This is a genomic window from Pseudomonas sp. SDO52101_S400 (assembly GCF_054071635.1).
Genome location: NZ_JBSVWF010000032.1, coordinates 41,054 through 67,176, shown reverse-complemented (window position 1 = coordinate 67,176; position 26,123 = coordinate 41,054). Strand labels below are relative to the sequence as shown.

Sequence of the window (26,123 nt, the reverse complement as noted above, 5' to 3'; positions counted from 1 at the left end):
GCGCCGATGAAACTGGCGATGAAGTTGCGGACTCGCTTGTTCCTGAGCATTTCCGCGCTGATCACGGTGGCCTTGCTCGGGCTGATGCTCGGGATGGTCAGCGTGATGCAGATGGCCGGGACTCAGGAGGCATTGATCCGTAACAACTTCGTCACCCTCGATCTGGGGCTCAAGCTGCGCCAGACCCTGGGCGACCAGTTGATCATGATGCTCGCCGAGAAGCCCGATCCTGTGGCGTTCGAAGCGTCGAAACAGCATTATTTCGAGCTGCTCGACGAGGGCATCGCCCAAGAGCGGAAAGACAATGACCGCCAGTACGGATTCAGTCAGGCCAAGGCCGATTACCTGAGCTTCCTTCAGGCGTTCGACCTGTCCCGCGATCCCGGCGCTGCGCTGAGTGGGAGTGGTGACTTGCGCGAGCGCTTCAACACCTTGCGCAACGGCCTGATCGCCGAGCACAAGCACGCACTGGATAACATCAATGCCGTGCAACACGCTGCCCGCGACCGGGCGTTGTTGATCGCTGGCCTGCTTGGGCTGGTGGGGCTGGCGGTGTTGATCATCGGCTTCATTACCGCCCAGGGAATCGCCCGCCGGTTCGGTGCGCCGATCGAAGCGCTGGCGAAAGCGGCGGACAACATCGGCCAGGGTAATTTCGAAGTAACCCTGCCGGTGTCCTCGGCTATGGAAATCAACCTTTTGACCCGGCGTTTCGGGCTGATGGCCGAAGCGCTGCGCGAACATCAGGCGACCAATGTCGATGAACTGCTGGCCGGCCAGCAACGCTTGCAGGCCGTGCTCGACAGCATTGATGACGGCTTGCTGATGATCGATCGACAGGGGCATCTGGAGCACTTGAACCCGGTGGCCCAGCGGCAATTGGGTTGGGACAGCGACCGCTTTGGCGAAGGCCTGGGTACCGCGCTTCAGCGCCCGGAACTGGATGCTCAGCTGCAACTGGTGTTGCGCGGCGGCACCCTTGAGCGCGCGCCGGAAGATTTGAGCATCGAGGTCGACGGTGAATCGCGACTGCTGACCTACAGCCTGACCCCGGTCAGCCACACTCAGGGGCACATCCTCGGCGCGGTAATGGTGTTGCACGACGTCACCGAGCAGCGGGCTTTCGAGCGGGTGCGCAGCGAATTCGTATTGCGTGCCTCCCACGAGCTACGCACGCCCGTGACCGGCATGCACATGGCGTTCGGGCTGTTTCGGGAACGGGCAAAGTTTCCGGCGGAGTCCCGCGAGTCCGATCTGCTCGACACGGTCAATGAAGAGATGCAGCGCTTGATGCAGCTGATCAACGATCTGCTCAATTTTTCGCGCTATCAGAGTGGCCTGCAGAAACTGGTGCTGGCGCCGTGTTCCATTGAAGATCTGCTGACCCAGGCGCAATTGCGTTTTGCCGACACGGCGGCACAGAAGGGCGTTGCGTTGAACATCGAAGTGCAGGGACCGTTGCCGCGTTTGCAGGCCGACCAGGCCCAACTGGATCGAGTCCTGGACAATCTGATCGACAACGCCTTGCGCCATACCGCCCGCGACGGGTTGATCCGCCTGCAGGCGCGCCGGCATGGCGAGCGGGTGATCATCAGCGTCGAGGACAATGGCGAAGGTATCGCCTATGGCCAGCAAGGACGGATCTTCGAACCGTTCGTTCAGGTCGGACGTAAAAAAGGCGGGGCCGGGCTCGGGTTGGCATTGTGCAAGGAAATCGTCCAGTTGCATGGCGGACGGATGGGCGTCTATTCGCGGCCGGGGCAGGGCACGCAGTTCTACATGGCGCTGGCGGTCTAGGCCTCGTCGTCCATCCGGCGGCCGGCGAGGCGCCGCCCTCGGGTGATCAGCTCGATGAATTGCACGGCGCTCAAGGCGTGCGCAAACAGCCAGCCCTGACCGAACTTCACACCCTCGCTGCTAAGCAGCGCCGCCTGGGATTCATACTCGATGCCTTCGGCGATCACTTTCAGATCCAGTGCCTGAGCCATGTGAATGATGTGCGGTGCTACGCCGCTGCTGGCCGCGTCATGGCCGAGGGCGTCGATGAACGCCTTGTCGATTTTCAGGCAATCCACCGGCAGGGTCTGCAGGTAGGCGAGGCTGCAATAGCCGGTTCCGAAATCGTCGATCAGTACTTGATGGCCGACATCGCGCAGCGCTTGCAGGTTTTCCCGGGCCACCACTACATCGATCAGGCCGCGCTCGGTCACCTCAAAGGCGATCTGCCGCGCCGCCACCCGGTGCAGGGTCAGCAGCCGCGCCATGACCTGGCCGATACGCGGCACCATCACGTCGCATGCCGCCAGGTTCACCGAAATGTACAGCTGTGGATTGGCCCGCAGCAGTTGGCCCAGCTGTTCAAGCAGACGCTGGAGGACGAAGTCGGTCATCTGGCGGATCTGCCCGGTGTTTTCGGCCATCGGGATAAACAGGTCGGGACTGGTCAGCGTGCCGTCCGGCCGGCGCCAGCGCAGCAGGGCTTCGGCGCCAACGCAGTTGCGGCTGTCGAGGTCGAAGATCGGTTGGTACAGCACCTGTAATTCGCCACGGCGGATCGCTCCGTGCAATTCGGCATCCAGTGATTGATGCTGACGCACCAGCCAAAACACCGTGAGCCCGACCAGCGCACCCAGCAGCAGACAGACCGGTACCATCCACCACCAAAGCTCGGGGATGTGCATGCCGGTGCGCGGGGTAATCAGCACCAACTGGTATTCCGGGTTGTCGGTGGGCATGCGATAGATCAGATGGGTCGGGGTGACTTGCAGGGCGTCCAGACTCTTTGGAGGCCATGGCTCGGTGGGCGGCCATGTCTGTGGCACGCCGAGCACCGGAATCGCCCGGCTGCCATGGTCCAGCACCACCAGCAGGCTGCTGCCGGGAGACAGGTCGACCATGTCGGTCAGGTGTCCGCGTGAGGTGGCCACGCGAAAGTTGCCGCGCCCGAGCATCAGCGCCGCGCGGTTTTCGTCGGGTTCGGTGGTGGTGTTCAGCCAGTAGCTGTAGGTCGGGCCCTTGATGTCGGGAGGGCGTGCACCTGAGAGGCCTTCCTGGCGCGGGCGGTTGGAGCAGATCCGCGATGCGTCCATGTAGGCGGCTTCATAGACGAAGCGATAGTTGAAGGTCACTTGCTGCAGCGTGGCGATCATCTCGTCGTCACAGCTGCGCAGGGGCTGGGCCTCGAGGTCATCCAGGCTTTCGCGCAACTGGCCGAACAACTGCTCCAGGCGAGCCAGGAAGCGCTCGCCCTGGGCGTTCATTTCCTGGCTTTCGCTTTGTTCAACCTGATGCATGGCGACGAACAATCCACCAGTGATCAGCAGGCCCGCACTGAGGACAGCAGCCAGCATCGCCAGAAACCAGGGGCGATAAAACCAGCTACGCAGCGTCTCTCGGGTAGCTACCATCATGGATATCCGAAGAATTACCAATGAGTTATAGCTGCTGATTGCAGTTTCGCCCTGACCGTCGGGCGGGCGTCATTATTTTGTCTGGTTCAACACCGACAGCAACGCTGCCGTTTGCGCATCCGGGGTGCCGTCGAAGCGGGAAGGGCGGAAGTGCATCTGAAAGGCTGCGAGTACATGACGGGTCGCCACGTCCAGCTCGCCGTTCTGCGGCGTGGCATAACCCAGGCGTGCCAGTTCTGTCTGGAACCAGCTGATGCTCGGCAGTTCGGCGTTGAACCTTGCCTGCTGGCGGGCTACGGCTTGCTCATCGGGCCATAAGCCAAGACCTTCGGCGGCCAGGCGCTTCCACGGGAACAACGGGCCTGGGTCAAGCTTGCGCAACGGCGCGATATCGCTGTGACCGATGATATGGTCGGGGCTGATGCCATGGCGTTTGCTGATGTCCCTGAGCAGGACGATCAGCGATTGCACCTGGGCTTCACTGTACGGAAACCACACTCGTCCGGTCGGGGTGTCTTTGAAACCGGGATTGACGATTTCGATGCCGATGGAGCTTGAGTTGAGCCAGGTACGACCCTGCCATTCGCTTTCGCCGGCATGCCAGGCGCGCAGGTTTTCGTCCATCAGTTTGTAGATTGTGCCGTTCTTGTCGTCACCGATCAGGTAGTGGCTGCTGACTTCACCGTGGGTCAGCAGTTGCAGCGAACGCTCGAGAGAGGCAGAGGTGTAATGCACGATCACGAACTGCGCGCGGCTGTCGTGATTGGCAGAAGGGTGGCTGGTGTCGTAGCGCGGGCCGCTGGCACAGCCGGCCAGAACAAGCAGCGACGCGATGAGAGCAAGGAATTTCATGGCAGTACACGCAAGTCGATAATGCAACAGTGTAACGTACTGACTTGCGTGCCGAGGGCAAAAGGGCTGATTTAAATGAAATGGAACAATTGTCTTCAGCCCAGTTCAACCCGGTTGCGACCCGCGTTTTTGGCCCGGTACAGTGCCTGATCGGCTCTTTTGAGCACCAGATCGCTGTGTTCTCCCGACCTGAACGACGCCAGTCCCATGGAAATGGTGATCGTGACCCGTTCACCCTTGAAGTGGAACGGGCAGGCTTCGATGGCGGCGCGCAGGGTTTCCAGCAGCTTGGCGCCGACGGCCGGCGTGGTTGCCGGCAGCAGCAGGACGAACTCCTCTCCGCCGAAGCGGGCAATGAAATCGCTGCCGCGCAGGCGCTTGCGCAACACCGTGGCGATGATCTTCAACACCTTGTCGCCGGCCAGATGCCCGTAGTTGTCGTTGATCCGTTTGAAGTGATCGAGGTCGAGCATCGCCAGGCTCAAGGTGTTGCCATGCTGCTGCCATTGCGCGATTTCCTGGTCGAGTCGCTCGCTCCAGGCGGCGCGGTTGGGCAGCCCGGTGAGCGGGTCGATCAGGGCTTTCTGGCGTTGCTCTTCAAGGTGTTCGCGGTAGCCAAGGGCTTCCTGCTCCATGTGCGCCACGCGCTCGGCCAGGCTTTTCAAGCGTCCAGCCACTTCCTGCTCACGGGCGTCGCGTTGCTTCTGGTGCTGGTCCATCGTGCCAAGCAGGCCTTCGAGATGGTTCTCCAGCACCTGCTTGAGGTCGTTCAGGTCCGCCGCTTCCTGCACGCTGTTCTGCAAGCCATCGACCTGTTCACGGATCTGCGTGTCCATCGCCCGCGCTGCAGAGCTGTTGTCGGCATGGCCTTCACTGGCGGCCTGCAGGTTGCTCTGGAACGCTTCGAGACGTTCGTTGAGTTGCTGCAAATAGGCTTCGAATTCGTGCTGACCGCTGTCGGTGATGGCCAGCATCAAGGTCGCCAGATCGTCGAGGATCGGCAGCAGCTCATACCAGTTAAGGCCATTTTTCAGCCTGTCCCGCATGGCTTCGGCTTGCGGGCGATGACGCTCTGGCAAGGTCAGATCGTCCAGCAGGCCGATCAGCGTGTCTTCGATGTGTTTGGCCACCGAGCTGTAGGACGGTTCTGGCGAATCCGGCAATGCGTAGAGGATGTCCTGCTCGGATTGCTCCGGATCGATAGCCGCCAATGCCTGCGCGATAGGCTCGGGCAAGGGCAGACTGTCGAGGATGACCGGGGGCGGATTATCGCCGGGGTGGATCAGTTCGTCGGGGTTGATGGCCGGCTGTGCAGAGGGTGCAAAGACCGGAGGCAGCGCGAAGGCTTGTGGCTCTGGTACTGGCCCGGCGGGTTCCGGTTCGTTGGGAGCGGTGACGACTTCCGGGAGGATCCGGGCAGGCTCGAAGGCAACCACTTCCGGCTCTGCAACATGCTCGGGTGTTGATATTGGTGCTGGTGCTGAAGCCAGTGGCGCGACCAGAGGTGCGGCGACCGGTGTTTCACTGACGGTGGCAATGGCTGCCGGTTCGGCGATTGCGACAGGCACTTCCTGCATCGGCGCGCTTACAGGCGCAGCGGGTGCTTGCTCTGGCTGAGCTGCCGGAGGAGTCACGGCAGGCTGAGCCACAGGTGCAGGTGTTTCCTCGCTGTCGCGGCTGCCGAACAGGCGCTGCAACAATCCCGGGCGTCCCGGTTCCGCCGGTGTCTCCAGTTGGCTCAGGGCCTTGCCCTGCAAGCCGCTGAGTTCACTGAGCAGCAGGGGCATTTCCCGCGCCTGACTCACCCGGCCATCAAGCTGCTTGGCGAATTTCTTCAGTGGCTGGGCGACGTCCCGGGGCAGCGGCAGCGATTGCAGCTGAGTCACCAGCGAGTTCAGTGCGGTACTGACCTGTTCGATCCGGGTTTCACGACGCTGCTCGGAGTCGAGCACGGCTTTCTCAAGGCGCGGCAACAGGGCGGCGAGCCCGGCATCCATGTCGTCGGTGCGCACCACGTCGCGCATTTCTTTCATGCATTGATCGACCACTCGGTCGGTGCCTTCCGCCGCCAGGGTGCTGCGTACCAGGCCGCGACGAAGCAGGTCGAGCCGGGCGTCCCATCGACGTTCGAGCTTTTCCTGTTGTTCGATACTTTTGAGGTATTTTTCTTTCCAGCGCTGGGCTTCGTCGCTCATTCAGGCGTTCCGCGAGGGGCAGGATTCAACGCGGGCAATGCATCGGCCGTGAGCGAGCCCGGCAGACGAATCTCTACCGCGACGGGCAGGTGATCGGAAATCGGTTGTGCCAGCACTTCGACCTTTTCCAGGGTCAGGGTCGGGCTGAGCAGAATATGGTCCAGGCAGCGCTGGGGGCGCCAGCTGGGGAACGTCGCTTCGAGTTGCGGGGCCAGCAGGCCGAGGTCGCGCAAGGGCGAATGTTGCAGCAGGTCGCTGGCGTGGGTGTTCATGTCGCCCATCAGGACCTGGTGTTTGTAGCCGCTGATCAGTTCGCGAATGTAGGCCAGTTGCATCGTGCGTACCCGGGCGCCGAGCGCCAGGTGCATCATCACCACCACCAGCGCCTCGGGACCTTCGCCGAACCGCACCAGAATCGCCCCGCGACCTTTCGGCCCCGGCAGCGGGTGGTCCTCGATCGCCCAGGGGCGCAGGCGACTGAGCACGCCGTTGCTGTGCTGTGCCAGTCGGCCAAGGTTGCGATTGAGTTGTTGATACCAGTAGGGGAAGGCGCCGAGATGGGCCAGGTGTTCGACCTGGTTGACGTACCCCGAACGCAGACTGCCGCCATCGGCTTCCTGCAGGGCGACCAGATCGAAGTCGCCGAGCAGATTGCCGATCTTTTGCAGATTGCCTGAGCGCCCGGGATGCGGCAGCAGATGCTGCCAGCTGCGGGTCAGGTAGTGCCGATAACGCTCGGTGCTGATGCCGACCTGAATATTGAAGCTGAGCAAGCGCAAACGGCTGTCTGCGGGCAGGCCCGTGGATTCCAGGTGATGCTCGTTGACCTGCGGATCATGCAGGCCGACGAGACGTTCGGTTCCCCAGCGGCGCATGGCGATTGCCGCGCTTAGTTGGCGGCTGCCTTGTTGGCCGCTCGCTCTTTGGCAACCAGTTGGTCAGCCAGCTTCAGAGCTTCTTCGGCGCCGCCGGCGGAGCCGATGTCGAAACGGTATTTGCCGTTGACGATCATGGTTGGAACGCCGGAGATTTCATACTTCTTGGCCAGCTCGCGAGCCTTGATGATCTGACCCTTGATGGCGAAGGAGTCGAAGGTGGCCAGGAACTTGTCCTTGTCTACACCTTGAGTGGCGAGGAAATCGGCCATGTCGTTCTTGTCGGTCAGCTTCTTGTGTTCTTTCTGGATCGCGTTGAATACGGCCGCGTGAACGCTGTGCTCGACACCCATGGCTTCCAGGGTCAGGAACATTTGACCGTGAGCGTCCCACGGGCCGCCGAACATGGCAGGAATGCGCACGAAGTTGACGTCGGAAGGCAGTTTTTCAACCCACGGATTGATCACGGGTTCGAAGGCGTAGCAGTGCGGGCAGCCGTACCAGAACAGCTCCACCACTTCGATCTTGCCAGGCACGGCAACCGGCACTGGATTGCTCAGTTCGAAATACGGGGCGGCAGGTGCTTCGGCGGCCTGGGCCGTTACGCCGAACAGGCTGGCAGCGACGAGGGCGGCGCTGATGATCAGATTACGCATGCTTTACTCCTGGGCAAATTGGTCGCCTCGCGCGACCTGTTTTCAGACAGATCCTGGCGGGCATGAGTTCTGTAGTGTAACGGCAGCGGCCACAAAAAAGGGCGGCCAAAGCCACCCTTTTTATACTTCATGCAACGGATTAATCGAGCGTTAACGTGGCGGGAGTTGTCCTGCGCGCGCAACGCTCGAGTCACCATCGCAGGCCTGGCCTTAGTGCAGGCCTTGAATGTAGCTGGAGACCGCCGCGATGTCCTCGTCGCTCAGCTTGCGAGCGATGGTGCGCATGGTCATTGCATCGCCGTCGTTGCTGCGTCCGGCTTCTTCCTTGCGGAAATCGGTCAGCTGTTTGGCGATGTATTGAGCGTGTTGGCCACCGAGGTGCGGGAAGCCGGCGGCTGCGTTGCCGGCGCCGTTTGGCGAGTGGCAACCGGTGCAGGCTGGCAGGCCTTTTTCCAGGTTGCCGCCACGGAACAGGGCTTCACCGCGTGCGACGATCTTCGGATCGGCGGCGCCGACGCTGCCTTTCTGGCTGGCGAAGTAGGCAGCGATGTCGGACAGGTCCTGATCGCTCAGGTTGGTCAGCAGCCCGGTCATTTCCAGAACGGTGCGCTTGCCCGACTTGATGTCGTGCAGCTGCTTGGTCAGGTAGCGTTCACCCTGTCCGGCCAGTTTTGGAAAGTTTGGCGCCATGCTGTTGCCATCCGGGCCATGGCAGGCCCCGCATACGGCGGCTTTCGCCTGGCCTGCGGCGGCATCACCGGCAGCATGGGCGAAGCCTGAGATTCCCACGGTCAACAGCAGACTCACGATCAATTTGTTCATCAGCTAATCCAACTACGGCTAAGGGTTAAGAGTTATGGACCGGGTTTACTTCCGCTCATCCAGAGGATGATGGCCTGGTAATCCTCGGCACTGCAGTCCATGCACAAACCACGCGGCGGCATCGCCTTGAAACCCTGGGTCACGTGTTGCACCAGCGTCTCCATACCTTTCGCCAACCTCGGCGTCCAAGCTTCCTGATCGCCTCTTCTGGGCGCCATGGGTAGTTGGCCGGAATGACAGGCACCACAAACACGGTTGTACACTGCTTCCGGATCCTGTGTAGCCTGTGCGCTGTAAAGCGGCATCAAGACTCCGGCAGCCAGCAGCCATTTCGTCATAAAACGACCTTTTCAGGGTTGAGAGCGTTCTGCGTTCTGATGCGCAATCAAGGTCTGTCGCTCTCGTGAACTTCATCCTTCGCTGGGACAAAGCACACACAAAATCTGCGGCATTATATACTGGCGTCACTGAAACGGAAGCGACACCGCGTTCCGCGCCCAATCCCGGCGCCGCCCACATCGGAAATCCCATGCAACTCAAGAATCCCATCCTCGGCCTGTGCCAACAGTCCACGTTCATGCTCAGTGCCGCCAAAGTCGATCAGTGCCCCGACGACGAAGGCTTCGAAGTGGCGTTTGCCGGTCGTTCCAACGCCGGTAAATCCAGCGCGCTGAACACCCTGACTCACGCCAGCCTGGCGCGTACCTCGAAAACCCCGGGTCGCACACAGCTGTTGAACTTCTTCAAGCTAGACGATGAACGGCGTCTGGTCGACCTGCCGGGCTACGGTTATGCAAAAGTACCGATCCCGCTCAAGCAACACTGGCAGCGTCACCTCGAGGCTTACCTCGGCGGCCGCGAGAGTTTGAAGGGTTTGATTCTGATGATGGACATCCGTCATCCAATGACCGACTTCGATCTGTTGATGCTCGACTGGGCCGTTGCGGCCGGCATGCCGATGCACATCTTGCTGACCAAGGCCGACAAACTGACCTACGGCGCAGCCAAGAACACACTGCTCAAGGTGCAGTCGGAAATCCGTAAGGGTTGGGGCGATCTGGTGACGATCCAGCTGTTCTCCGCACCAAAACGCATGGGCCTGGAAGAGGCCTACACTGTGTTGGCGGGCTGGATGGAGTTGGCGGATAAAGGCGCTGAATTGCCTGCTGAGTAAATCGCAGGCAAAAAAAGCCCCGGACTTCATATGGGGAGGGAGAAGTTCCGGGGTTCAAGTTCCGAACCGCTAGGGCGGGGTTCAGATATCTGCCAACACTTAACACAACATAGGAGCATCGAAGGGCTTCACCAGCCATTCAGTATCTCTGAGTGGCCTGTCGCAAGATTAGTTCAGATTCTTTTCAAAAAACTTTGGAATAAGCTCAAGAGCGATCAGAACTAAGCCCCTTCCGGTGCCTTTGCCGCGACGTCATGTCGCGGCAAAACCCCGTCCCAGAGGCCTCAGTGCGCCTCGTCCCAGTTGTTGCCAACCCCGACTTCCACCAGCAATGGCACATCCAGTTTCGCCGCTTCGCTCATGTGGACGCGAATTTCGTCGCGAACCTGATCGATCAGATCCTCGCGAACCTCCAGCACCAGTTCGTCGTGCACCTGCAGGATGACTTTGGCGTCCAGCCCGGAAGCGCTCAGCCAGTTGTCCACCGCCACCATGGCTTTCTTGATGATATCTGCCGCGGTGCCCTGCATCGGCGCGTTGATCGCCGTGCGTTCGGCGGCAGCGCGTTCCTGCGGCTTGTTGGAGTTGATGTCCGGCAGATACAGACGGCGGCCGAAGATCGTTTCCACGTAGCCCTGATCCGCTGCCTGGGCACGGGTGCGATCCATGTATTCACGAACACCCGGGTAGCGCGCGAAATAGGTGTCGATGTAGGCCTTGGCGGTTTTTGTGTCGACGCCGATGTCCTTGCCCAGCTTCTGCGCGCCCATGCCATAGATCAGGCCGAAGTTGATCGCCTTGGCGCCTCGGCGCTGGTCGGACGTCACTTCGTTAAGCTCGACCTTGAACACTTCAGCCGCCGTGGCGGTGTGTACGTCCAGGTTGTTGCGGAAGGCGTTCATCAGGCCTTCGTCGCGGGACAGGTGCGCCATGATCCGCAATTCGATCTGCGAGTAGTCCGCCGCCAGCAGTTTGTAGCCTTTCGGTGCGATAAAGGCCTGACGGATGCGTCGGCCTTCGGCAGTGCGTACAGGAATGTTCTGCAGGTTCGGATCGCTCGACGACAAGCGCCCGGTCGACGCCACAGCCTGATGATACGAGGTGTGGATACGCCCGGTGCGCGGGTTGATCTGCTCCGGCAGGCGATCGGTGTAGGTGCTTTTCAGCTTGCTCATGGATCGGTGTTCCATGAGTACTTTTGGCAGGCGGTGATCGTCTTCAGCCAGTTTCGCCAGCACTTCTTCAGCAGTGGATGGCTGGCCCTTGGCGGTTTTCTTCAGCACCGGCAGGCCGAGTTTCTCGTAGAGGATCACGCCCAGTTGCTTCGGAGAGCCGAGGTTGAATTCTTCACCGGCGATTTCGAAGGCTTCACGCTCCAGCGCAACCATCTTGTCGCCCAGCTCGATGCTCTGAACGCCGAGCAGTGCAGCGTCAACGAACGCACCTTGACGCTCGATGCGTGCCAGCACCGGCACCAGCGGGATCTCGATTTCGGTCAGCACGCTGGCCAGGCTCGGGATGGCGCTGAGTTTTTCAAACAGCGTCTGGTGCAGGCGCAGGGTCACGTCGGCATCTTCGGCGGCATACGGCCCGGCCTGTTCCAGAGCGATCTGGTCGAAAGTCAGTTGCTTGGCACCTTTGCCGGCGATGTCCTGGAAGCTCACGGTGGTGTGATCCAGGTACTTCTGCGCCAGGCTGTCCATGTCGTGACGGGTGGCGGTGGAGTTGAGCACGTAGGACTCAAGCATCGTGTCGAAGGCAATCCCACGCACGGTGATGCCTTCGTTCTGGTCGCCGCCGATGGCGCAGTTGGCCAGGATGTTCATGTCGAACTTGGCGTGCTGGCCGACCTTGAGCTTGTTCGGGTCTTCCAGGATTGGCTTGAGCGCGCGCAACACAGTGTCGCGATCCAGTTGCTCCGGCACGCCGATGTAGGAGTGGGTCAGCGGGATGTAGGCCGCTTCATTGGCCTGTACCGCGAAGGACAGACCGACCAGTTGCGCCTGCTGGGCGTCGACGCCAGTGGTTTCGGTGTCGAAGGCAAACAGCTTGGCGTTCTTCAGTTTTTCCAGCCAGACGTCGAAACGGGCCTGATCGAGGATGGTCTCGTACGCGGCCTCTGCCGGAGCGGCCGGTGCTTCTTCCGCAGGTGCGCTGAACAGATCGACGGCCGGCTCAGGTGCGGCGGCGCTGCTCAGTTCCAGACGTTTGGCATCGCGTTCCAGATCGTTGATCCAGCTCTTGAACTCCAGCAGGGTGTAAAGCTCAAGCAGTTTGGCCGGGTCTTCCGGGCCCATTTGCAGGTCGTCGAGGCCGATATCCAGCGGCACGTCGACCTTGATGGTCGCCAGTTGATAGGAGAGGAATGCCATCTCCTTGTGCTCTTCAAGCTTGGCCGGCAGGGTCTTGGCGCCGCGGATCGGCAGGGTCGGCACGATATCGAGCTGCGCATAGAGTTCGGTCAGGCCGCCGTTGACGCCGACCAGCAGGCCGGACGCGGTTTTCGGCCCGATGCCGGGAACGCCGGGGATGTTGTCGGAAGAGTCGCCCATCAGGGCCAGATAATCGATGATCTGCTCCGGAGCGACGCCGAATTTCTCCTTCACGCCCTCCACGTCCATCGAGCTACCGGACATGGTGTTGACCAAGGTAATGTGGCCGTCGACCAGTTGCGCCATGTCCTTGTCGCCGGTGGAGATGATCACCGGGCGATTGGCGGCCGCGCTGCTGCGGGCCAGGGTGCCGATCACGTCATCGGCCTCTACGCCTTCGACGCATAGCAGCGGGAAACCGAGGGCTTTCACGCTCTGGTGCAGCGGTTCGATCTGCACGCGCATGTCGTCGGGCATGCTTGGGCGGTTGGCCTTGTATTCGGCGTACATCTCATCGCGAAATGTCCCGCCCTTGGCGTCGAACACCACGGCGAACGGGCTGTCCGGATACTGCTTGCGCAGGCTCTTGAGCATGTTCAGCACGCCCTTGACCGCACCGGTCGGCAGGCCTTTGGACGTGGTCAGCGGTGGCAGCGCGTGAAAGGCGCGGTACAGGTAAGACGAACCGTCCACCAGGACGAGGGGGGCTTGGCTCATGAGCAGGATCAACCTTTTCGGCGGGTCCGGCGCTAGAATAGCGGGACCGTTGACGACAAAGGGACAAGGTTATCATGCGTACGTTAAATCGCTTGCTGCTGGTCAGTCTGATTGCTGTCTCACCGCTGGCCGCGATCGCGGCGGATGATGCGCCGTCAGCGGAACCGGAGGTCACCATCCGTACCGAAGGTGATAGAACCATCCAGGAGTACCGGCAGAACGGTTTCCTGTACGCGATCAAGGTGACCAAGAAGGGGTTTCCTCCCTATTTTCTGGTGCGCGCGGACGGTACTGATGCAAACTTCATCCGCTCGGACCAGCCGGATATGCTGATCCCCGCATGGAAGATTTTCGAGTGGAAGTAGTTTCTTAATTTCAACCGGCGCCGACGCGATGGCGGCGCCAGAACTGAGCAGTTTTTAACCATGTCTGTGTTCACCCCCCTGGCTCGGCCCGAGCTGGAAACCTTTCTCGCCCCTTACGGGCTCGGCCGTCTGCTCGATTTCCAGGGGATCGCCGCCGGCAGCGAAAACACCAACTTCTTCATCAGCATGGAAAAGGGCGAGTTCGTCCTGACCCTGGTCGAACGCGGCCCGGTGCAGGAAATGCCATTCTTCATCGACCTGCTCGATGTCCTCCACGAAGCTGACCTGCCGGTGCCATACGCACTGCGCACCACCGATGGCGTCGCCCTGCGCGAGCTGAAAGGCAAGCCGGCGCTGTTGCAACCACGTCTGGCCGGCAAGCACATCAAGCAGGCCAACGCCCAGCATTGCGCGCAGGTTGGTGACTTGCAGGCGCACCTGCACCTGGCGACCCAGGGCGACAACATGATCAAGCGCAAGACCGATCGTGGCCTGGACTGGATGCTGGAAGAGGGCACGCAGTTTCTCTCGCACCTGAGCGACGAGCCGCGCGCGCTGCTGCAAACCGCGCTGGATGAAATCACGCAACAGAAAGAGAAAATTCTCGCGCTGCCGCGGGCGAACATCCACGCCGACCTGTTCCGCGACAACGCGATGTTCGAAGGCACGCACCTGACCGGGCTGATCGACTTCTACAACGCCTGTTCCGGGCCGATGCTCTACGACGTGGCGATTGCCCTGAATGACTGGTGTTCGGATGATGACGGACTGATCGACGGCCCTCGGGCTCGGGCGTTCCTTGGTGCCTACGCGACGCTGCGTCCGTTCACGGCGGCGGAGGCCGAATTGTGGCCGACCATGCTGCGAGTGGCGTGCGTGCGGTTCTGGCTGTCGCGGTTGATCGCGGCGGAATCGTTCGCCGGACAGGACGTGCTGATTCACGATCCGAAAGAGTTCGAGCAGCGTCTGGCGCAGCGTCAGCAGGTCAGCACACCGCTGCCATTTGCCCTTTAAAAGAAAAAAACCGCAGCCTGCAGGCTGCGGTTTTTTTGTATTAGAGCGACTCGAGACAACCCGCCAGATCATTCCCCAACTTCTCCAGCACGTGCTCATAACCCTGAGCAGTCGCCGGCGTATAACCACCCAACGCATCCAGCTCCGCCAGCTTCACCGGCAGGCCCGCCACCAGGGTTTCGGCCAGACGTGGACGCAGCGGTGGTTCACTGAACACGCAGGTCTTGCCAACTTCCTGCAAACGCGCGCGCATCGCTGCCACATGTTGGGCGCCTGGCTGCACTTCCGCCGCAACGCTGAACACACCGGTGTGTTTCAAGCCGTAGGCATCTTCGAAGTAGTCGAAAGCTTCGTGGAAGACGAAGTAGGGTTTGCCTTCAACGCTGGCCAGACGCTTCTTCAAACGCTGATCCAGCGCATCGAGACGCTCGTCGAACGCCTTGGCATTGCTTTGATAGCGCTCGGCATTGGCCGGGTCGGCGGCGCTCAGGTCAGCGGCCATTTTATCGGCAATAACCCGCGCGTTCACCGGTGATAGCCACAAATGCGCATCGAGGGTGCCCGGACGATGGTCGTGATCATGCTCGTCTGCATCTTCGGCGTGGGAGTGGCTGTCTTCGGCGAAGCGACGCAGCTTCATGCCCGGCAGGTCCTGTACGGCAACGCTCGGCAGCGTACGACCGTTCAGCACGCGGGGCAGGAAACCTTCCATGTCCGGGCCGATCCAGTACAAAAGATCCACCGATTGCACCTTGCGCACGTCGGACGGGCGCAACGCGTAGTTATGCGGCGAAGCCCCCGGTGGCAGCAGCACTTCCGGAATCGCCACACCGTCCTGTACCGCAGCGGCAATCAATTGCAGCGGCTTGATGCTGGTGAGGACTCTGACTTCGGCTTGAGCCGAACCGATCAGCAGAAAACTGGCGACAAATGCCACAAAAACAGAAAAAAGTCGGGACACGATGACCACTCAAGGAGGCGAGAACGGGTAACATAATAACGTCTCTAACCAAACTCGTCGCCGCTCATGCCTATTACCCCGATTGCCAGCCGTCCCCACGACCACTCCCATTGCGTCCACAGCGCCCTGTCCGAGGCCGATGCCTTGTGTGCACAGAAAGGCCTGCGCCTGACCGCATTGCGTCGGCGGGTGCTGGAACTGGTCTGGCAGAGCCACAAGCCGCTGGGTGCCTACGACATTCTGGCTGTGCTCAGCGAGCAGGACGGCCGCCGCGCCGCGCCGCCGACTGTGTACCGCGCGCTGGATTTCCTGCTGGAAAACGGCCTGGTGCACCGCATCTCCTCGCTGAACGCCTTTGTCGGCTGCGTTCACCCTAAACACTCGCACCAGGGTCAGTTCCTGATCTGCCGCGAATGCCATGCCGCTATCGAGCTTGAGCAAAAAACCATCAGCGACGCCATCGTCCACAGCGCCAAGGACGTCGGTTTCATCGTCGAGGCCCAGACCGTCGAAGTGGTCGGCCTCTGCTCCGGTTGCCGGGGGGCTTGATGAGCGATGCGTTGATCCGTCTGGAGCAGGTGGCTGTCCGGTTTGCCGGGCAGAACGTGCTGGACAACATTCACCTGAGCGTCGAACCGGGGCAGATCGTCACCCTGATCGGCCCCAACGGCGCAGGCAAGACCACGCTGGTACGCGCCGTACTCGGGCTGCTGAAACCCGACAGCGGCAGCGTCTGGCGCAAGCCGAAATTGCGCATCGGTTACATGCCGCAGAAGCTGCACGTCGATCCGACCTTGCCGCTGTCGGTGCTGCGCTTCCTGCGGCTGGTGCCGGGCGTTGATCGTCCGCGTGCGCTGGCGGCACTCAAGGAAGTCGGCGCAGAGCACGTCATCGACAGCCCGGTGCAAAGCGTTTCCGGCGGTGAAATGCAGCGCGTATTGCTGGCTCGTGCCTTGTTGCGCGAGCCGGAGTTGCTGGTACTCGACGAACCGGTGCAGGGCGTCGATGTTGCCGGGCAGGCCGAGCTGTACAGCCTGATCACCCGGCTGCGCGACCGTCACGGTTGCGGCGTTTTGATGGTGTCTCACGATCTGCATCTGGTGATGAGCACCACGGATCAGGTGGTGTGCCTCAATCGCCACGTCTGCTGCTCGGGGCACCCCGAACAAGTCAGCGGCGACCCTGCTTTCGTCGAGCTGTTCGGCAACCACGCGCCAAGCCTGGCGGTCTATCACCACCATCACGACCACGCCCACGACCTGCACGGTTCGGTGGTCAAAGGGCCTGTGACGGGCCAACCTCACGTTCACGGAGATAGCTGCAAGCATGGCTGATTTTCTGTTCTACGCCCTGCTTGCAGGTCTGGCGTTGGCGGTGGTCGCGGGGCCTCTCGGCTCGTTCGTGGTCTGGCGGCGCATGGCCTATTTCGGCGACACGCTGTCCCACGCCGCGCTGCTCGGTGTGGCGCTGGGTTTTCTGCTGGATGTCAGCCCGACCGTTGCGGTCACCGTGGGCTGTCTGCTGCTGGCGGTGCTGCTGGTGACCCTGCAACAGCGTCAGCCGCTGGCGTCCGACACGTTGCTGGGCATTCTTGCGCCGAGCACGCTCTCTCTGGGCCTGGTGGTACTAAGCTTCATGCATGAAGTGCGGATCGACCTGATGGCCTATCTGTTCGGTGACCTGCTGGCGATCAGCCCGACTGATCTGGCTTGGATCCTCGGCGGCAGCGCGGCGGTGCTGGTGTTGCTGGTGACGCTGTGGCGACCGCTGCTGGCGATTACCGTGCACGAAGAGCTGGCCCGGGTCGAAGGCCTGCCGGTGGCCGGTTTGCGCATGGCGCTGATGCTGCTGATCGCGGTGGTGATCGCCGTGGCGATGAAAATCGTCGGTGTGTTGCTGATTACGTCGCTGTTGATCATCCCGGCGGCTGCGGCACAACGTCACGCCCGCTCGCCGGAGCAGATGGCACTGGGCGCGAGCCTGCTGGGCATGCTCGCCGTGTGTGGCGGGCTGGCGCTGTCCTGGTTCAAGGACACCCCGGCGGGGCCGTCAATCGTTGTGACGGCGGCCGCACTGTTTCTGCTGAGTTTTGTTCTGCCCCGTCGAGGGGTGTAGACTTGCTCGTTTTTTGCGCAAATAGAGAGTCGCAGGAATGAAGCCGTTCGCCTCCCGTTATCTGCTCCTTGTCGCATTTTCAGTGCTGCTGGGCGCCTGCCAAAGCACGCCGCCGGTGGCCGAAGCTCCCGATGCGCGGGCCACGGCCATCGCACAGCTGGAGCAAAGCCTGGCCAGCAGCGAACTGGCCACTGCCGAAGACCAATTGGCAGCCTTGCAGGCCGAAACGCCCAACGATCAGTCCCTTGAGCAATACCAGCGCCAGTTGGCCGAAGCCTATCTGCGCCGCAGCCAGATCGTCCTGCAAAAGGGCGATGTGAATGCGGCCGCAACCGCTTTGGCCCGCGCCCGCGCGCTGATGCCCAAGGCCCCGGCGCTGACCGGTGGCGTCAACGGCGCCATCACCGAAGCCCGCAAGGCTGAACTGGAGAAAGCCGAAGCAGCGCTCCAGGCCGCTGAAGCCAAGCCGAAAGCCAAGGTGATCGATCCGACCGCCGAAAGCACCACGGTTGCGCTGAACATCACCGATAGCCGCAAACTTCGCCGTCAACTCGACGCGATCGCCGCCGATGTGGTGAATTACGATTGTGCAGTGAGCATTCAGGCGCCGCGCACCAATGATTATCCGTGGCTGTCGACGTTGATCACCAAACGCGTGAAGAAGCTCGATCCGGATTTCGATCTGCAGATCGAGAAGCAGATTTTGCGCACGGTCCCGGCGCAGATGGTTCTGAGCCCGCGCAAACCCTGAATAACCGCAGCCTGCTGATCGCAGGCTGCGGTTTTTTTCAGGCCGGAATGGCTTTGGCTTTCGCCTCCCGATCCCAAACCCGATGCTGCCCGATCGCCGCAAAGAACGGCCTGGTCAGCGCTTTCACATCCTTGCCCTCGATCAATCCGGCATCCGCCTCCAGTTTCAACACGTCCAGCAACTGTTTGGCCTCGCCATGCAGCGCAATCGCCTTCAAGTGTTTGTAAGCCTCCAGCAGGTAATGCAACGCCACGCCGTCACCGCTCAACGCCTTGACCGACGCCGCGCCACCCGGCACGAACACCGCATCGAACGCTACCGAAGGCAAACCTTCCATCGACGCATCCACCGCCAGGCTTTTGCCATCGGCTGTCTTCACCGGTGCCGAAGTCGGGCCGAGCAGTTTGGCGTGTGCACCTTCCGCCGCCAGAGCCTTCTTCATCGCATCAATTGCGGCACCATCGACACCATTGGCCGCCAGAATCGCCACTTTTCGTGTCTTTATGTTCTCCGGCAACAGATTGGCCTGACTCAGGGACGGTGAGTGATCCAGTGATGTTTTGCGCACCTCGACCGTGCCCTTGGCCGGCGCCGGCAACCCGAGGTTCTGAGCCACGCGCTTGGCCAGTTCCAGATCGATATTGGCCAGAATCTCGTTCACTTCCCGCGCCCGAATGTGCTCGCGCTCAACCTTGCCCAGTTCGAAGCTGTAGGCCGAAATGATGTGTTCCTGCTCGTGCTTGCTCATGCTCTTGAAGAACAGCCGCGCCTGGGAGAAGTGATCGCTGAACGACTCGCTGCGCTGACGGATCTTGTTGGCGTCGATGCGCTCCGGATAACTCTCGAACCCGCCGTCCTGGGCCGCCGGCGGGGTTTCTTTCGGCCAGCCGCCATCGATGGAGTTAGGCTCGTAGGACGCACGGCCCTTGTCGATCAATGTGCGGTGCTGGGCATCGCGCTGGCCGTTATGGAACGGTGCGACCGGGCGATTGATCGGCAGCTCATGAAAGTTTGGCCCGCCGAGTCGGCTGATCTGCGTGTCGGTGTAGGAAAACAGCCGACCTTGCAGCAGCGGGTCATTGGAAAAGTCGATGCCCGGCACGATATGGCCGGGGCAGAAAGCGACCTGCTCGGTTTCGGCGAAGAAGTTGTCCGGGTTGCGGTTGAGGGTCATCTTGCCCAGCGGTGTGATCGGAACGATTTCTTCGGGAATCAGCTTGGTCGGGTCGAGTATGTCGAAATCGAAGTCGTGCTCGTTTTCCTCCTCGATGACCTGTACGCCAAGTTCCCACTCCGGGTAGTCCCCGGTCTCGATGGCCTCCCAGAGATCGCGCCGATGGTAGTCAGTATCTTTACCGGCCAGCTTCTGTGCTTCGTCCCACACCAGCGAACAGGTGCCGGCGGTGGGGCGCCAGTGGAATTTGACGAAGCGCGATTTGCCCTCGGCATTGATCAGCCGGAAGGTGTGCACGCCGAACCCCTGCATGCTGCGCAGGCTTTTTGGGATCGCCCGGTCGGACATGGCCCAGATCACCATGTGCGCCGATTCCGGCACCAGCGACACGAAGTCCCAGAAGGTATCGTGGGCCGAGCCACCGGTAGGGATTTCATTGTGGGGCTCGGGTTTTACCGCGTGGACGAAGTCAGGAAACTTGATCGCGTCCTGTATGAAAAATACCGGCATGTTGTTGCCGACCAGATCGAAGTTGCCTTCGTCGGTGAAGAACTTCACGGCAAAACCACGTACGTCACGCACGGTATCGCCGGAACCGCGTGGCCCCTGCACCGTGGAAAAACGCACGAACACAGGCGTTTTTTTCCCGGGGTCACGCAGGAAACCGGCCTTGGTCAATGCCGAATGGTTCTCGTAAGTTTGAAAGAAACCATGGGCACCGGTGCCGCGGGCGTGGACGATGCGCTCGGGAATCCGCTCATGGTCAAAGTGCGTGATTTTCTCACGCATGATGAAGTCTTCCAGCAGCGACGGCCCGCGGGCCCCGGCCTTCAGCGTGTTCTGATTGTCCGCGACTTTCACGCCCTGATTGGTGCGCAGGGCCTGGCCAGTAGCGTCGGAGCGGAATTTTTCCAGGCTGTCGAGTTTGGCGTTGGTATTGGCGCGATCCGCAGTATCGGTGCCGGCCATTTGGCTTTTGTCAGTGGCAGGTTTCTTGGTACTCATCAGTCATGAACTCCTGTTTGCCCCGGGATGGCCCGGGACCCTTGAGTGTTTCCCAGGCACGGCACCCAGGGTTTTCAAGTCGCTTACTTAGTGACTGACGAGGGTTTTGGGCGTTCCTTTTTTATGACCTTTGATCTTGTTATTGCCAAATTGAAGGTTAATCGCGAAATAAATGCTAAGAACCTCTATACGGACAGGCTAAAATGCGCGCCCGGCTAACCGCTGATCCTTTTCCAACGCGCCCCACAAGGTTCGCTACGTGATCGAGTTTCAAAACGTCCATAAGACTTACCGCGTCGCCGGTAAGGACATCACCGCGCTGCACCCGACCAGTTTCTCCATCGAGAATGGTCAGGTGTTCGGCCTGATTGGCCATTCCGGTGCGGGAAAAAGTACCCTGCTGCGTCTGATCAATCGCCTGGAAGATTCCAGTGGCGGCAAGATCATCGTCGACGGCGAAGAAGTCACCGCGCTGGACGCCAACGGCCTGCGCCGTTTCCGTCAGCAGGTCGGGATGATCTTCCAGCACTTCAACCTGCTGGCGTCCAAGACCGTGGCCGACAACGTCGCGCTGCCGCTGACCCTGGCCGGTGAACTGTCCCGTGCCGAGATCGACCAGCGTGTGGCCGAGTTGCTGGCGCGGGTCGGTCTGTCCGATCACGCCAAAAAGTATCCGGCTCAGCTTTCCGGCGGTCAGAAGCAGCGCGTCGGCATCGCCCGCGCCCTGGCGACCAAGCCGAAAATCCTGCTGTGCGACGAAGCCACCAGCGCCCTCGACCCGCAGACCACCGCATCTGTGCTGCAACTGCTGGCCGAGATCAACCGCGAGCTGAAACTGACCATCGTGCTGATCACCCACGAGATGGACGTGATCCGCCGTGTCTGCGATCAGGTGGCGGTGATGGACGCCGGCGTGATCGTCGAACAAGGTTCGGTGGCCGAGGTGTTCCTGCATCCGAAGCACCCGACCACCAAGCGTTTCGTCCAGGAAGACGAGCAGATCGACGAAAGCGAGCAGCGCGATGACTTCGCTCACGTGCCAGGCCGCATCGTGCGTCTGACCTTCCAGGGCGAAGCGACCTACGCGCCGTTGCTCGGTACCGTCGCCCGGGAAACCGGTGTGGACTACAGCATCCTGGCCGGTCGCATCGACCGCATCAAAGACATTCCTTACGGGCAATTGACCCTCGCCGTCACCGGCGGCGACATGAAAGCGGCGTTTGCCCGCTTCACCGCCGCTGACGTTCACATGGAGGTGTTGCGCTAATGGCAGACCTGATGAGTTTCTTCACCAATATCGACTGGTACGAAATCTGGCTGGCCACCGGCGACACCATGATGATGCTCGGCGGTTCGCTGCTGTTCACCGTGTTGCTCGGCCTGCCGCTGGGCGTGTTGTTGTTCCTGTGCAGTCCGCGTCAGTTGCTTGAAGCCAAAGGTGTGTATGCGCTGCTGTCGCTGGTGGTGAACATCCTGCGTTCGCTGCCGTTCATTATTCTGTTGATCGTGATGATCCCGTTCACCGTGCTGATCACCGGCACCTCGCTGGGCGTGGCCGGTGCGATTCCGCCGCTGGTAGTGGGAGCAACGCCGTTCTTCGCACGACTGGTGGAAACCGCCCTTCGTGAAGTCGATCGCGGCATCATCGAAGCGACCCAGTCCATGGGCGCGACCACCCGGCAGATCATCATGAACGCCTTGCTGCCGGAGGCCCGTCCGGGCATCTTCGCGGCGATTACGGTGACGGCGATTACACTGGTTTCCTACACCGCAATGGCGGGTGTGGTCGGCGCCGGTGGTCTGGGTGACCTGGCTATCCGTTTCGGTTACCAGCGTTTCCAGACCGATGTGATGATTGTCACCGTGGTGTTGCTGCTGATTCTGGTGCAAGTGCTGCAAATGGTTGGCGACCGACTGGTCGTTCACTTCTCGCGCAAATAACCGGTTTTGTAATGACATGAGCCGGCCATTCGCTGGCAGGCGCCAGACGGGCGCCGTAAAAAGGAGTTAGCTGAATGAAAAAACTGATCGCTGCTTTCGCTGCCGTAGCCGCTTTTTCGGCTCACGCTGAAACCCTGACCGTTGCTGCCACTCCGGTGCCGCACGCAGAAATCCTCGAGTTCGTGAAGCCAGCCCTGGCCAAAGAAGGCGTGGATCTGAAGGTCAAGGTCTTCACCGACTACATTCAGCCGAACGTACAGGTTGCCGAAAAGCGTCTGGACGCCAACTTCTTCCAGCACCAGCCGTACCTCGATGAGTTCAACAAGGCCAAGGGCACCAGCCTGGTCGCCGTGACCGGTGTGCACCTGGAGCCGCTGGGCGCTTACTCCAGCAAGATCAAGAAGCTCGACGAACTGCCAAGCGGCGCCAACGTGGTGATCCCGAACGACGCCACCAACGGCGGCCGTGCGCTGTTGCTGCTGGCCAAGGCTGGCGTGATCACCCTGAAGGATCCGACCAACATCCTGTCGACCGTCAAGGACATCGCCCAGAACCCGAAAGACCTGAAGATCCGTGAACTGGAAGCCGCAACCATCCCGCGCGTGCTGACCCAGGTCGACCTGGCGCTGATCAACACCAACTACGCGCTGGAAGCCAAGCTTGATCCGTCCAAGGACGCGCTGATCATCGAAGGCAGCGACTCGCCTTATGTGAACATCCTGGTGTCCCGCGCGGACAACAAGGACAGCGACGCCATGAAGAAACTGGCCGCTGCCCTGCACAGCCCGGAAGTGAAGAAATTCATTACCGAGAAGTACAAAGGTGCGGTGTTGCCGGCGTTCTGATTCAGATAGCTGTAACGAAAAAGGGGACGCCTGTGGCGTCCCCTTTTTTGTGTCTGGTTTTCGGCTTTGGTCCCGCAGTGAACCCTCCCCCTCACCCCAGCCCTCTCCCGGAGGGAGAGGGGGCCGACCGAGGTGTCTTGCGCTATCTGTCGACCTGCAAGTTCGAGTCGATTATGGATTCGGTGAAGCATGATCAGGTCGACGTAAATCTGCAGCATCCCCCAATCGGTTCCCTCTCCCTCCGGGAGAGGGTTAGGGTGAGGGCTAGCTTTTGATCTTCTTACTTGCGGTTAAGCATCACCGGCAACTGCGCAACCAGCTTGGCATTGTTCAACGGCGCCCGAATAAACCCGCGCTGCGTCCCGTCCGGCCCGATTACCGCCAGATTCCCGCTGTGATCCACCGTGTAGTTCGGCTTGCTGGTATCCGCCGGAATGAACGGAATGCTCACCGCGTTCGCTACCTTCTGCAGCTCCTCGATCGACTTCGGCGTCAGGCCGATGAACTGCGGATCGAAGTAGCCCAGGTACTGCTTCAACTGCGCGGGGCTGTCGCGGTTCGGGTCGACGCTGACCAGTACGATCTGCAATTTATCCACAGCATCCTTCGGCAACTCGCTTTTGATCTGGCGCAGTTGGGCGAGGGTGGTCGGGCAGATGTCCGGGCAGAAGGTGTAGCCGAAGAACAGCAGGCTCCATTTTCCCTTGAGCTCGTTGACCGTGACCGGTTGGCCGTCCTGATTGGTCATCGTCACGTCCGGCAGGTTGCGGCTCTGCGGCAGCAGGATGATGCCGGCGTCGATCAGCGCGGTCGGGTCGCCCTGGCCCTTGCCGCTCAGCACTTTGTTGACGGTCAGGCCGAGGATCAGCGCGATCACGGCCACGAGGATGAAGACGGTTTTCTGGGTTCGAGTCATAGGTTCAACAGTAAGTAGTGGTCTACGAGCAGGGCGATGAACAGCAGAAACAAGTACCAGATAGAGTACTTGAAGGTGTTGATCGCCGCGTGCGGCCGAGTGCCACGGTACAGCACCACGGCCCATTGCAGAAACCTTGCGCCCAGGCCGAGGGCGCAGATCAGGTACAGCGCGCCGCTCATGTGGATCACGTAGGGCAAGAGGCTGACCGCCAGCAGGGCGAAGGTGTACAGCAGAATGTGCACCTTGGTGTAGTGCTCGCCGTGGGTGACCGGCAGCATCGGGATGTCGGCCTTGGCGTATTCCTCCTTGCGGTGGATCGCCAGCGCCCAGAAGTGCGGCGGGGTCCAGGCGAAGATGATCAGCACCAGCAGCAACGGTTCGGCGCTGACGTGGCCGGTGGCGGCTGTCCAGCCAAGCAGCGGCGGTGCGGCGCCGGCGAGGCCGCCGATGACGATGTTCTGCGGCGTCGCACGTTTGAGGAATCCGGTGTAGATCACCGCGTAGCCGAGCAACGAGGCCAGGGTCAGCCACGCGGTCAGCGGGTTGGTGAAAGTCAGCAGCAGGGCCTGGCCGAGCAGCGCCAGTACCAGCGCAAAGGTCAGCGCTGCCGTGGGTGAAACCCGACCTTCGGCCAGTGGCCGTTTGTGGGTGCGCGCCATGACCGCATCGATGCGCCGGTCCACCACGTGATTGACCGCCGCCGCACCACCGGCACACAGCGCGATCCCCAGGTTGCCGAACACCAGCACCGTCCACGGCACCCCGGCGCGGGTCGCGAGGAACATGCCGACCAGCGAGGTGATGAGCATCAGCACCACGACTTTCGGTTTGGTCAGCTCCAGATAGTCTCGCCACAACGCCTGCGCGGGACGTTCGCCGATCAGAATCGCCATGGCGTCTCTCCTTTTATAGTGATGGGCGCCGCCGACTGTTTACGCGGGCTCAGGTGCCAGCGCACGAGCATCGGCTGCTTGACCCGAACCAGACTGGTTCGCGCGTGATAGTTGACCAGCACCATGGTCAGCAGCAGTGCCGCGCCGCCGGCGTTGTGCGCCACGGCCACCGGCAGCGGCAGATGAAACAGCACGTTGCTGATGCCAAGGGTGATCTGTGCGCCGAGGGCGATCAGCACCAGCCCGGCCAGCCTCGTCATGCCCACGACTTTCAGTTGCCACGCCAGCCCGAGCAGGACAATCGTCACCAGCAAGGCACCGATGCGGTGGGTCAGGTGAATCGCCGTGCGCGCGTCGCTGTCGAGTTGCCCGCCGAGGTAATTGGGGCCGATGTGTTGAGTCAGGTGAAAGCCGTTGGCGAAGTCCGCCGGCGGCAACCATTGGCCGTGGCAAGTCGGGAAGTCGATGCAGGCCACCGCCGCATAGTTGGAACTGACCCAGCCGCCGAGAGCGATCTGGCCGATCACCAACAGCAATCCGGCAGTCGCCCAATATTGCAGCCGCTTGGGCACGGTCAGCGCCGGCAACACGCCGGACAGTCTCAACGTCAGCAGAAACAGCAGGCTCAAGGTCGCGAAGCCACCGAGCAAATGCCCGGTCACCACTTGCGGCCAGAGCTTGAGCGTCACCGTCCACATGCCGAACGCGGCTTGGGCGAACACCACCGCCAGCAGAAACAGCGGCAGTTTCAGCGGTTGCCCCGGATGACGACGGTTAACCCACGCGCGCCCGGCCAGAATCGAAATCAGCATGCCAAGGGTGCCGGCGAAGTAGCGGTGGATCATCTCGTTCCAGCCTTTGTGTGCCTCCACCGGCGAGTCGGGGTAATGCAGTTCGGCATGGGCCAGTTGGGCTTCGCTTTTCGGCACGCTGATGAACCCGTAGCAGCCCGGCCAGTCGGGGCAGCCGAGACCGGCGTGAGTCAGGCGGGTGTAGGCGCCGAGCAGCACCACGATCAGCGCCAGCAGGGTGGCAAACAGCGCGAGGCGAAATCCAGGTTTGGCCAT

At 61.2% G+C, this 26,123-nt stretch carries 24 protein-coding genes; 11 read left to right on the top strand and 13 right to left on the bottom strand.

Annotation, left to right across the window (positions count from 1 at the left end; translation table 11 throughout):
- Nucleotides 1-6: 6 nt before the first annotated feature.
- Entirely contained in the window at nucleotides 7-1,797 is a 1,791-nt protein-coding gene (locus ACW9HX_RS17415; RefSeq protein ID WP_457381538.1) for a KinB sensor domain-containing domain, read from the top strand.
- Here the strand turns inward: ACW9HX_RS17415 and ACW9HX_RS17410 are convergent.
- The 7 genes from ACW9HX_RS17410 to ACW9HX_RS17380 form a co-directional block, all read right to left on the bottom strand.
- Nucleotides 1,794-3,410 (bottom strand): EAL domain-containing protein, encoded by a 1,617-nt coding sequence (locus ACW9HX_RS17410; RefSeq protein WP_457381537.1) that lies wholly within the window; start codon nucleotides 3,408-3,410, stop codon nucleotides 1,794-1,796. The genes ACW9HX_RS17415 and ACW9HX_RS17410 overlap by 4 nt on opposite strands.
- A gap of 72 nt (nucleotides 3,411-3,482) precedes the next feature.
- Nucleotides 3,483-4,262, bottom strand: coding sequence for an N-acetylmuramoyl-L-alanine amidase (locus ACW9HX_RS17405; RefSeq protein ID WP_457381536.1), 780 nt, complete (start codon nucleotides 4,260-4,262; stop codon nucleotides 3,483-3,485).
- 95 nt (nucleotides 4,263-4,357) lie between these two features.
- Nucleotides 4,358-6,457: a diguanylate cyclase gene (locus tag ACW9HX_RS17400; RefSeq protein ID WP_457381535.1), complete on the bottom strand. Its 2,100-nt coding sequence runs from the start codon at nucleotides 6,455-6,457 to the stop codon at nucleotides 4,358-4,360.
- Nucleotides 6,454-7,332: an endonuclease/exonuclease/phosphatase family protein gene (locus ACW9HX_RS17395; protein WP_457381534.1), complete on the bottom strand. Its 879-nt coding sequence runs from the start codon at nucleotides 7,330-7,332 to the stop codon at nucleotides 6,454-6,456. The genes ACW9HX_RS17400 and ACW9HX_RS17395 overlap by 4 nt, the downstream gene beginning before the upstream one ends.
- A 14-nt stretch (nucleotides 7,333-7,346) precedes the next feature.
- Complete coding sequence (locus tag ACW9HX_RS17390) at nucleotides 7,347-7,988, bottom strand: thiol:disulfide interchange protein DsbA/DsbL (RefSeq protein ID WP_457381533.1); 642 nt, start codon at nucleotides 7,986-7,988, stop codon at nucleotides 7,347-7,349.
- Nucleotides 7,989-8,198: 210 nt separating this feature from the next.
- Nucleotides 8,199-8,810 (bottom strand): c-type cytochrome, encoded by a 612-nt coding sequence (locus tag ACW9HX_RS17385; RefSeq protein WP_169428253.1) that lies wholly within the window; start codon nucleotides 8,808-8,810, stop codon nucleotides 8,199-8,201.
- Nucleotides 8,811-8,842: 32 nt separating this feature from the next.
- Nucleotides 8,843-9,148 (bottom strand): c-type cytochrome, encoded by a 306-nt coding sequence (locus tag ACW9HX_RS17380; protein WP_085713044.1) that lies wholly within the window; start codon nucleotides 9,146-9,148, stop codon nucleotides 8,843-8,845.
- Nucleotides 9,149-9,339: 191 nt separating this feature from the next.
- Here ACW9HX_RS17380 and yihA point away from each other — a divergent pair, with 191 nt between their 5' ends.
- On the top strand, nucleotides 9,340-9,984 hold the full coding sequence (gene yihA / locus ACW9HX_RS17375; protein ID WP_115986479.1) for a ribosome biogenesis GTP-binding protein YihA/YsxC: 645 nt from the start codon (nucleotides 9,340-9,342) through the stop codon (nucleotides 9,982-9,984).
- Nucleotides 9,985-10,268: 284 nt separating this feature from the next.
- On the opposite strand, the gene polA is transcribed toward yihA, so the two are convergent.
- Nucleotides 10,269-13,073 carry a DNA polymerase I gene (gene polA, locus ACW9HX_RS17370; protein ID WP_457381532.1) on the bottom strand — a complete coding sequence of 935 codons (2,805 nt, stop codon included), beginning with the start codon at nucleotides 13,071-13,073 and terminating at the stop codon, nucleotides 10,269-10,271.
- 74 nt (nucleotides 13,074-13,147) lie between these two features.
- Here polA and ACW9HX_RS17365 point away from each other — a divergent pair, with 74 nt between their 5' ends.
- Both ACW9HX_RS17365 and ACW9HX_RS17360 read left to right on the top strand, forming a co-directional pair.
- Complete coding sequence (locus tag ACW9HX_RS17365; protein ID WP_457381531.1) at nucleotides 13,148-13,438, top strand: DUF2782 domain-containing protein; 291 nt, start codon at nucleotides 13,148-13,150, stop codon at nucleotides 13,436-13,438.
- A gap of 60 nt (nucleotides 13,439-13,498) precedes the next feature.
- Nucleotides 13,499-14,452 (top strand): homoserine kinase, encoded by a 954-nt coding sequence (locus ACW9HX_RS17360; protein WP_457381530.1) that lies wholly within the window; start codon nucleotides 13,499-13,501, stop codon nucleotides 14,450-14,452.
- Between the two features lie 40 nt (nucleotides 14,453-14,492).
- Here ACW9HX_RS17360 and ACW9HX_RS17355 read toward each other — a convergent pair whose 3' ends face one another.
- The gene (locus tag ACW9HX_RS17355) at nucleotides 14,493-15,413 is read right to left on the bottom strand and encodes a zinc ABC transporter substrate-binding protein (RefSeq protein WP_457381529.1); all 921 of its coding nucleotides are present in this window, start codon (nucleotides 15,411-15,413) and stop codon (nucleotides 14,493-14,495) included.
- 66 nt (nucleotides 15,414-15,479) lie between these two features.
- Between ACW9HX_RS17355 and zur the strand changes: the two genes are divergently transcribed.
- The 4 genes from zur to ACW9HX_RS17335 are packed head-to-tail and all read left to right on the top strand — an operon-like array spanning nucleotide 15,480 to nucleotide 18,279.
- Nucleotides 15,480-15,962, top strand: coding sequence for a zinc uptake transcriptional repressor Zur (gene zur, locus ACW9HX_RS17350; protein WP_011331783.1), 483 nt, complete (start codon nucleotides 15,480-15,482; stop codon nucleotides 15,960-15,962).
- Nucleotides 15,962-16,747 (top strand): zinc ABC transporter ATP-binding protein ZnuC, encoded by a 786-nt coding sequence (znuC, locus tag ACW9HX_RS17345; protein WP_096822428.1) that lies wholly within the window; start codon nucleotides 15,962-15,964, stop codon nucleotides 16,745-16,747. The genes zur and znuC overlap by 1 nt, the downstream gene beginning before the upstream one ends.
- Nucleotides 16,740-17,528: a zinc ABC transporter permease subunit ZnuB gene (gene znuB / locus ACW9HX_RS17340; RefSeq protein ID WP_065260666.1), complete on the top strand. Its 789-nt coding sequence runs from the start codon at nucleotides 16,740-16,742 to the stop codon at nucleotides 17,526-17,528. Before znuC ends, znuB begins: the two co-directional genes overlap by 8 nt.
- Before the next feature lie 37 nt (nucleotides 17,529-17,565).
- A complete protein-coding gene (locus ACW9HX_RS17335; RefSeq protein WP_457381528.1) occupies nucleotides 17,566-18,279 on the top strand; it encodes a PA5502 family lipoprotein in 714 nt (237 codons plus the stop codon).
- A 37-nt stretch (nucleotides 18,280-18,316) separates the two neighbouring features.
- Here the strand turns inward: ACW9HX_RS17335 and katE are convergent, their stop codons facing one another.
- Nucleotides 18,317-20,458, bottom strand: coding sequence for a catalase HPII (gene katE, locus ACW9HX_RS17330; protein WP_457381527.1), 2,142 nt, complete (start codon nucleotides 20,456-20,458; stop codon nucleotides 18,317-18,319).
- 259 nt (nucleotides 20,459-20,717) lie between these two features.
- Between katE and ACW9HX_RS17325 the strand changes: the two genes are divergently transcribed.
- From ACW9HX_RS17325 to ACW9HX_RS17315, 3 genes are all read left to right on the top strand, one after another.
- Entirely contained in the window at nucleotides 20,718-21,725 is a 1,008-nt protein-coding gene (locus ACW9HX_RS17325) for a methionine ABC transporter ATP-binding protein (protein WP_457381526.1), read from the top strand.
- Complete coding sequence (locus tag ACW9HX_RS17320; protein WP_065260662.1) at nucleotides 21,725-22,399, top strand: methionine ABC transporter permease; 675 nt, start codon at nucleotides 21,725-21,727, stop codon at nucleotides 22,397-22,399. Before ACW9HX_RS17325 ends, ACW9HX_RS17320 begins: the two co-directional genes overlap by 1 nt.
- Before the next feature lie 74 nt (nucleotides 22,400-22,473).
- Complete coding sequence (locus tag ACW9HX_RS17315; RefSeq protein ID WP_457381525.1) at nucleotides 22,474-23,244, top strand: MetQ/NlpA family ABC transporter substrate-binding protein; 771 nt, start codon at nucleotides 22,474-22,476, stop codon at nucleotides 23,242-23,244.
- Nucleotides 23,245-23,524: 280 nt separating this feature from the next.
- Here the strand turns inward: ACW9HX_RS17315 and ACW9HX_RS17310 are convergent, their stop codons facing one another.
- The 3 genes from ACW9HX_RS17310 to ACW9HX_RS17300 are packed head-to-tail and all read right to left on the bottom strand — an operon-like array spanning nucleotide 23,525 to nucleotide 26,123.
- Nucleotides 23,525-24,160, bottom strand: coding sequence for an SCO family protein (locus ACW9HX_RS17310; RefSeq protein ID WP_457381524.1), 636 nt, complete (start codon nucleotides 24,158-24,160; stop codon nucleotides 23,525-23,527).
- Entirely contained in the window at nucleotides 24,157-25,056 is a 900-nt protein-coding gene (gene cyoE / locus ACW9HX_RS17305) for a heme o synthase (RefSeq protein ID WP_085733847.1), read from the bottom strand. The genes ACW9HX_RS17310 and cyoE overlap by 4 nt, the downstream gene beginning before the upstream one ends.
- Complete coding sequence (locus ACW9HX_RS17300; RefSeq protein ID WP_457381523.1) at nucleotides 25,044-26,123, bottom strand: COX15/CtaA family protein; 1,080 nt, start codon at nucleotides 26,121-26,123, stop codon at nucleotides 25,044-25,046. Before ACW9HX_RS17300 ends, cyoE begins: the two co-directional genes overlap by 13 nt.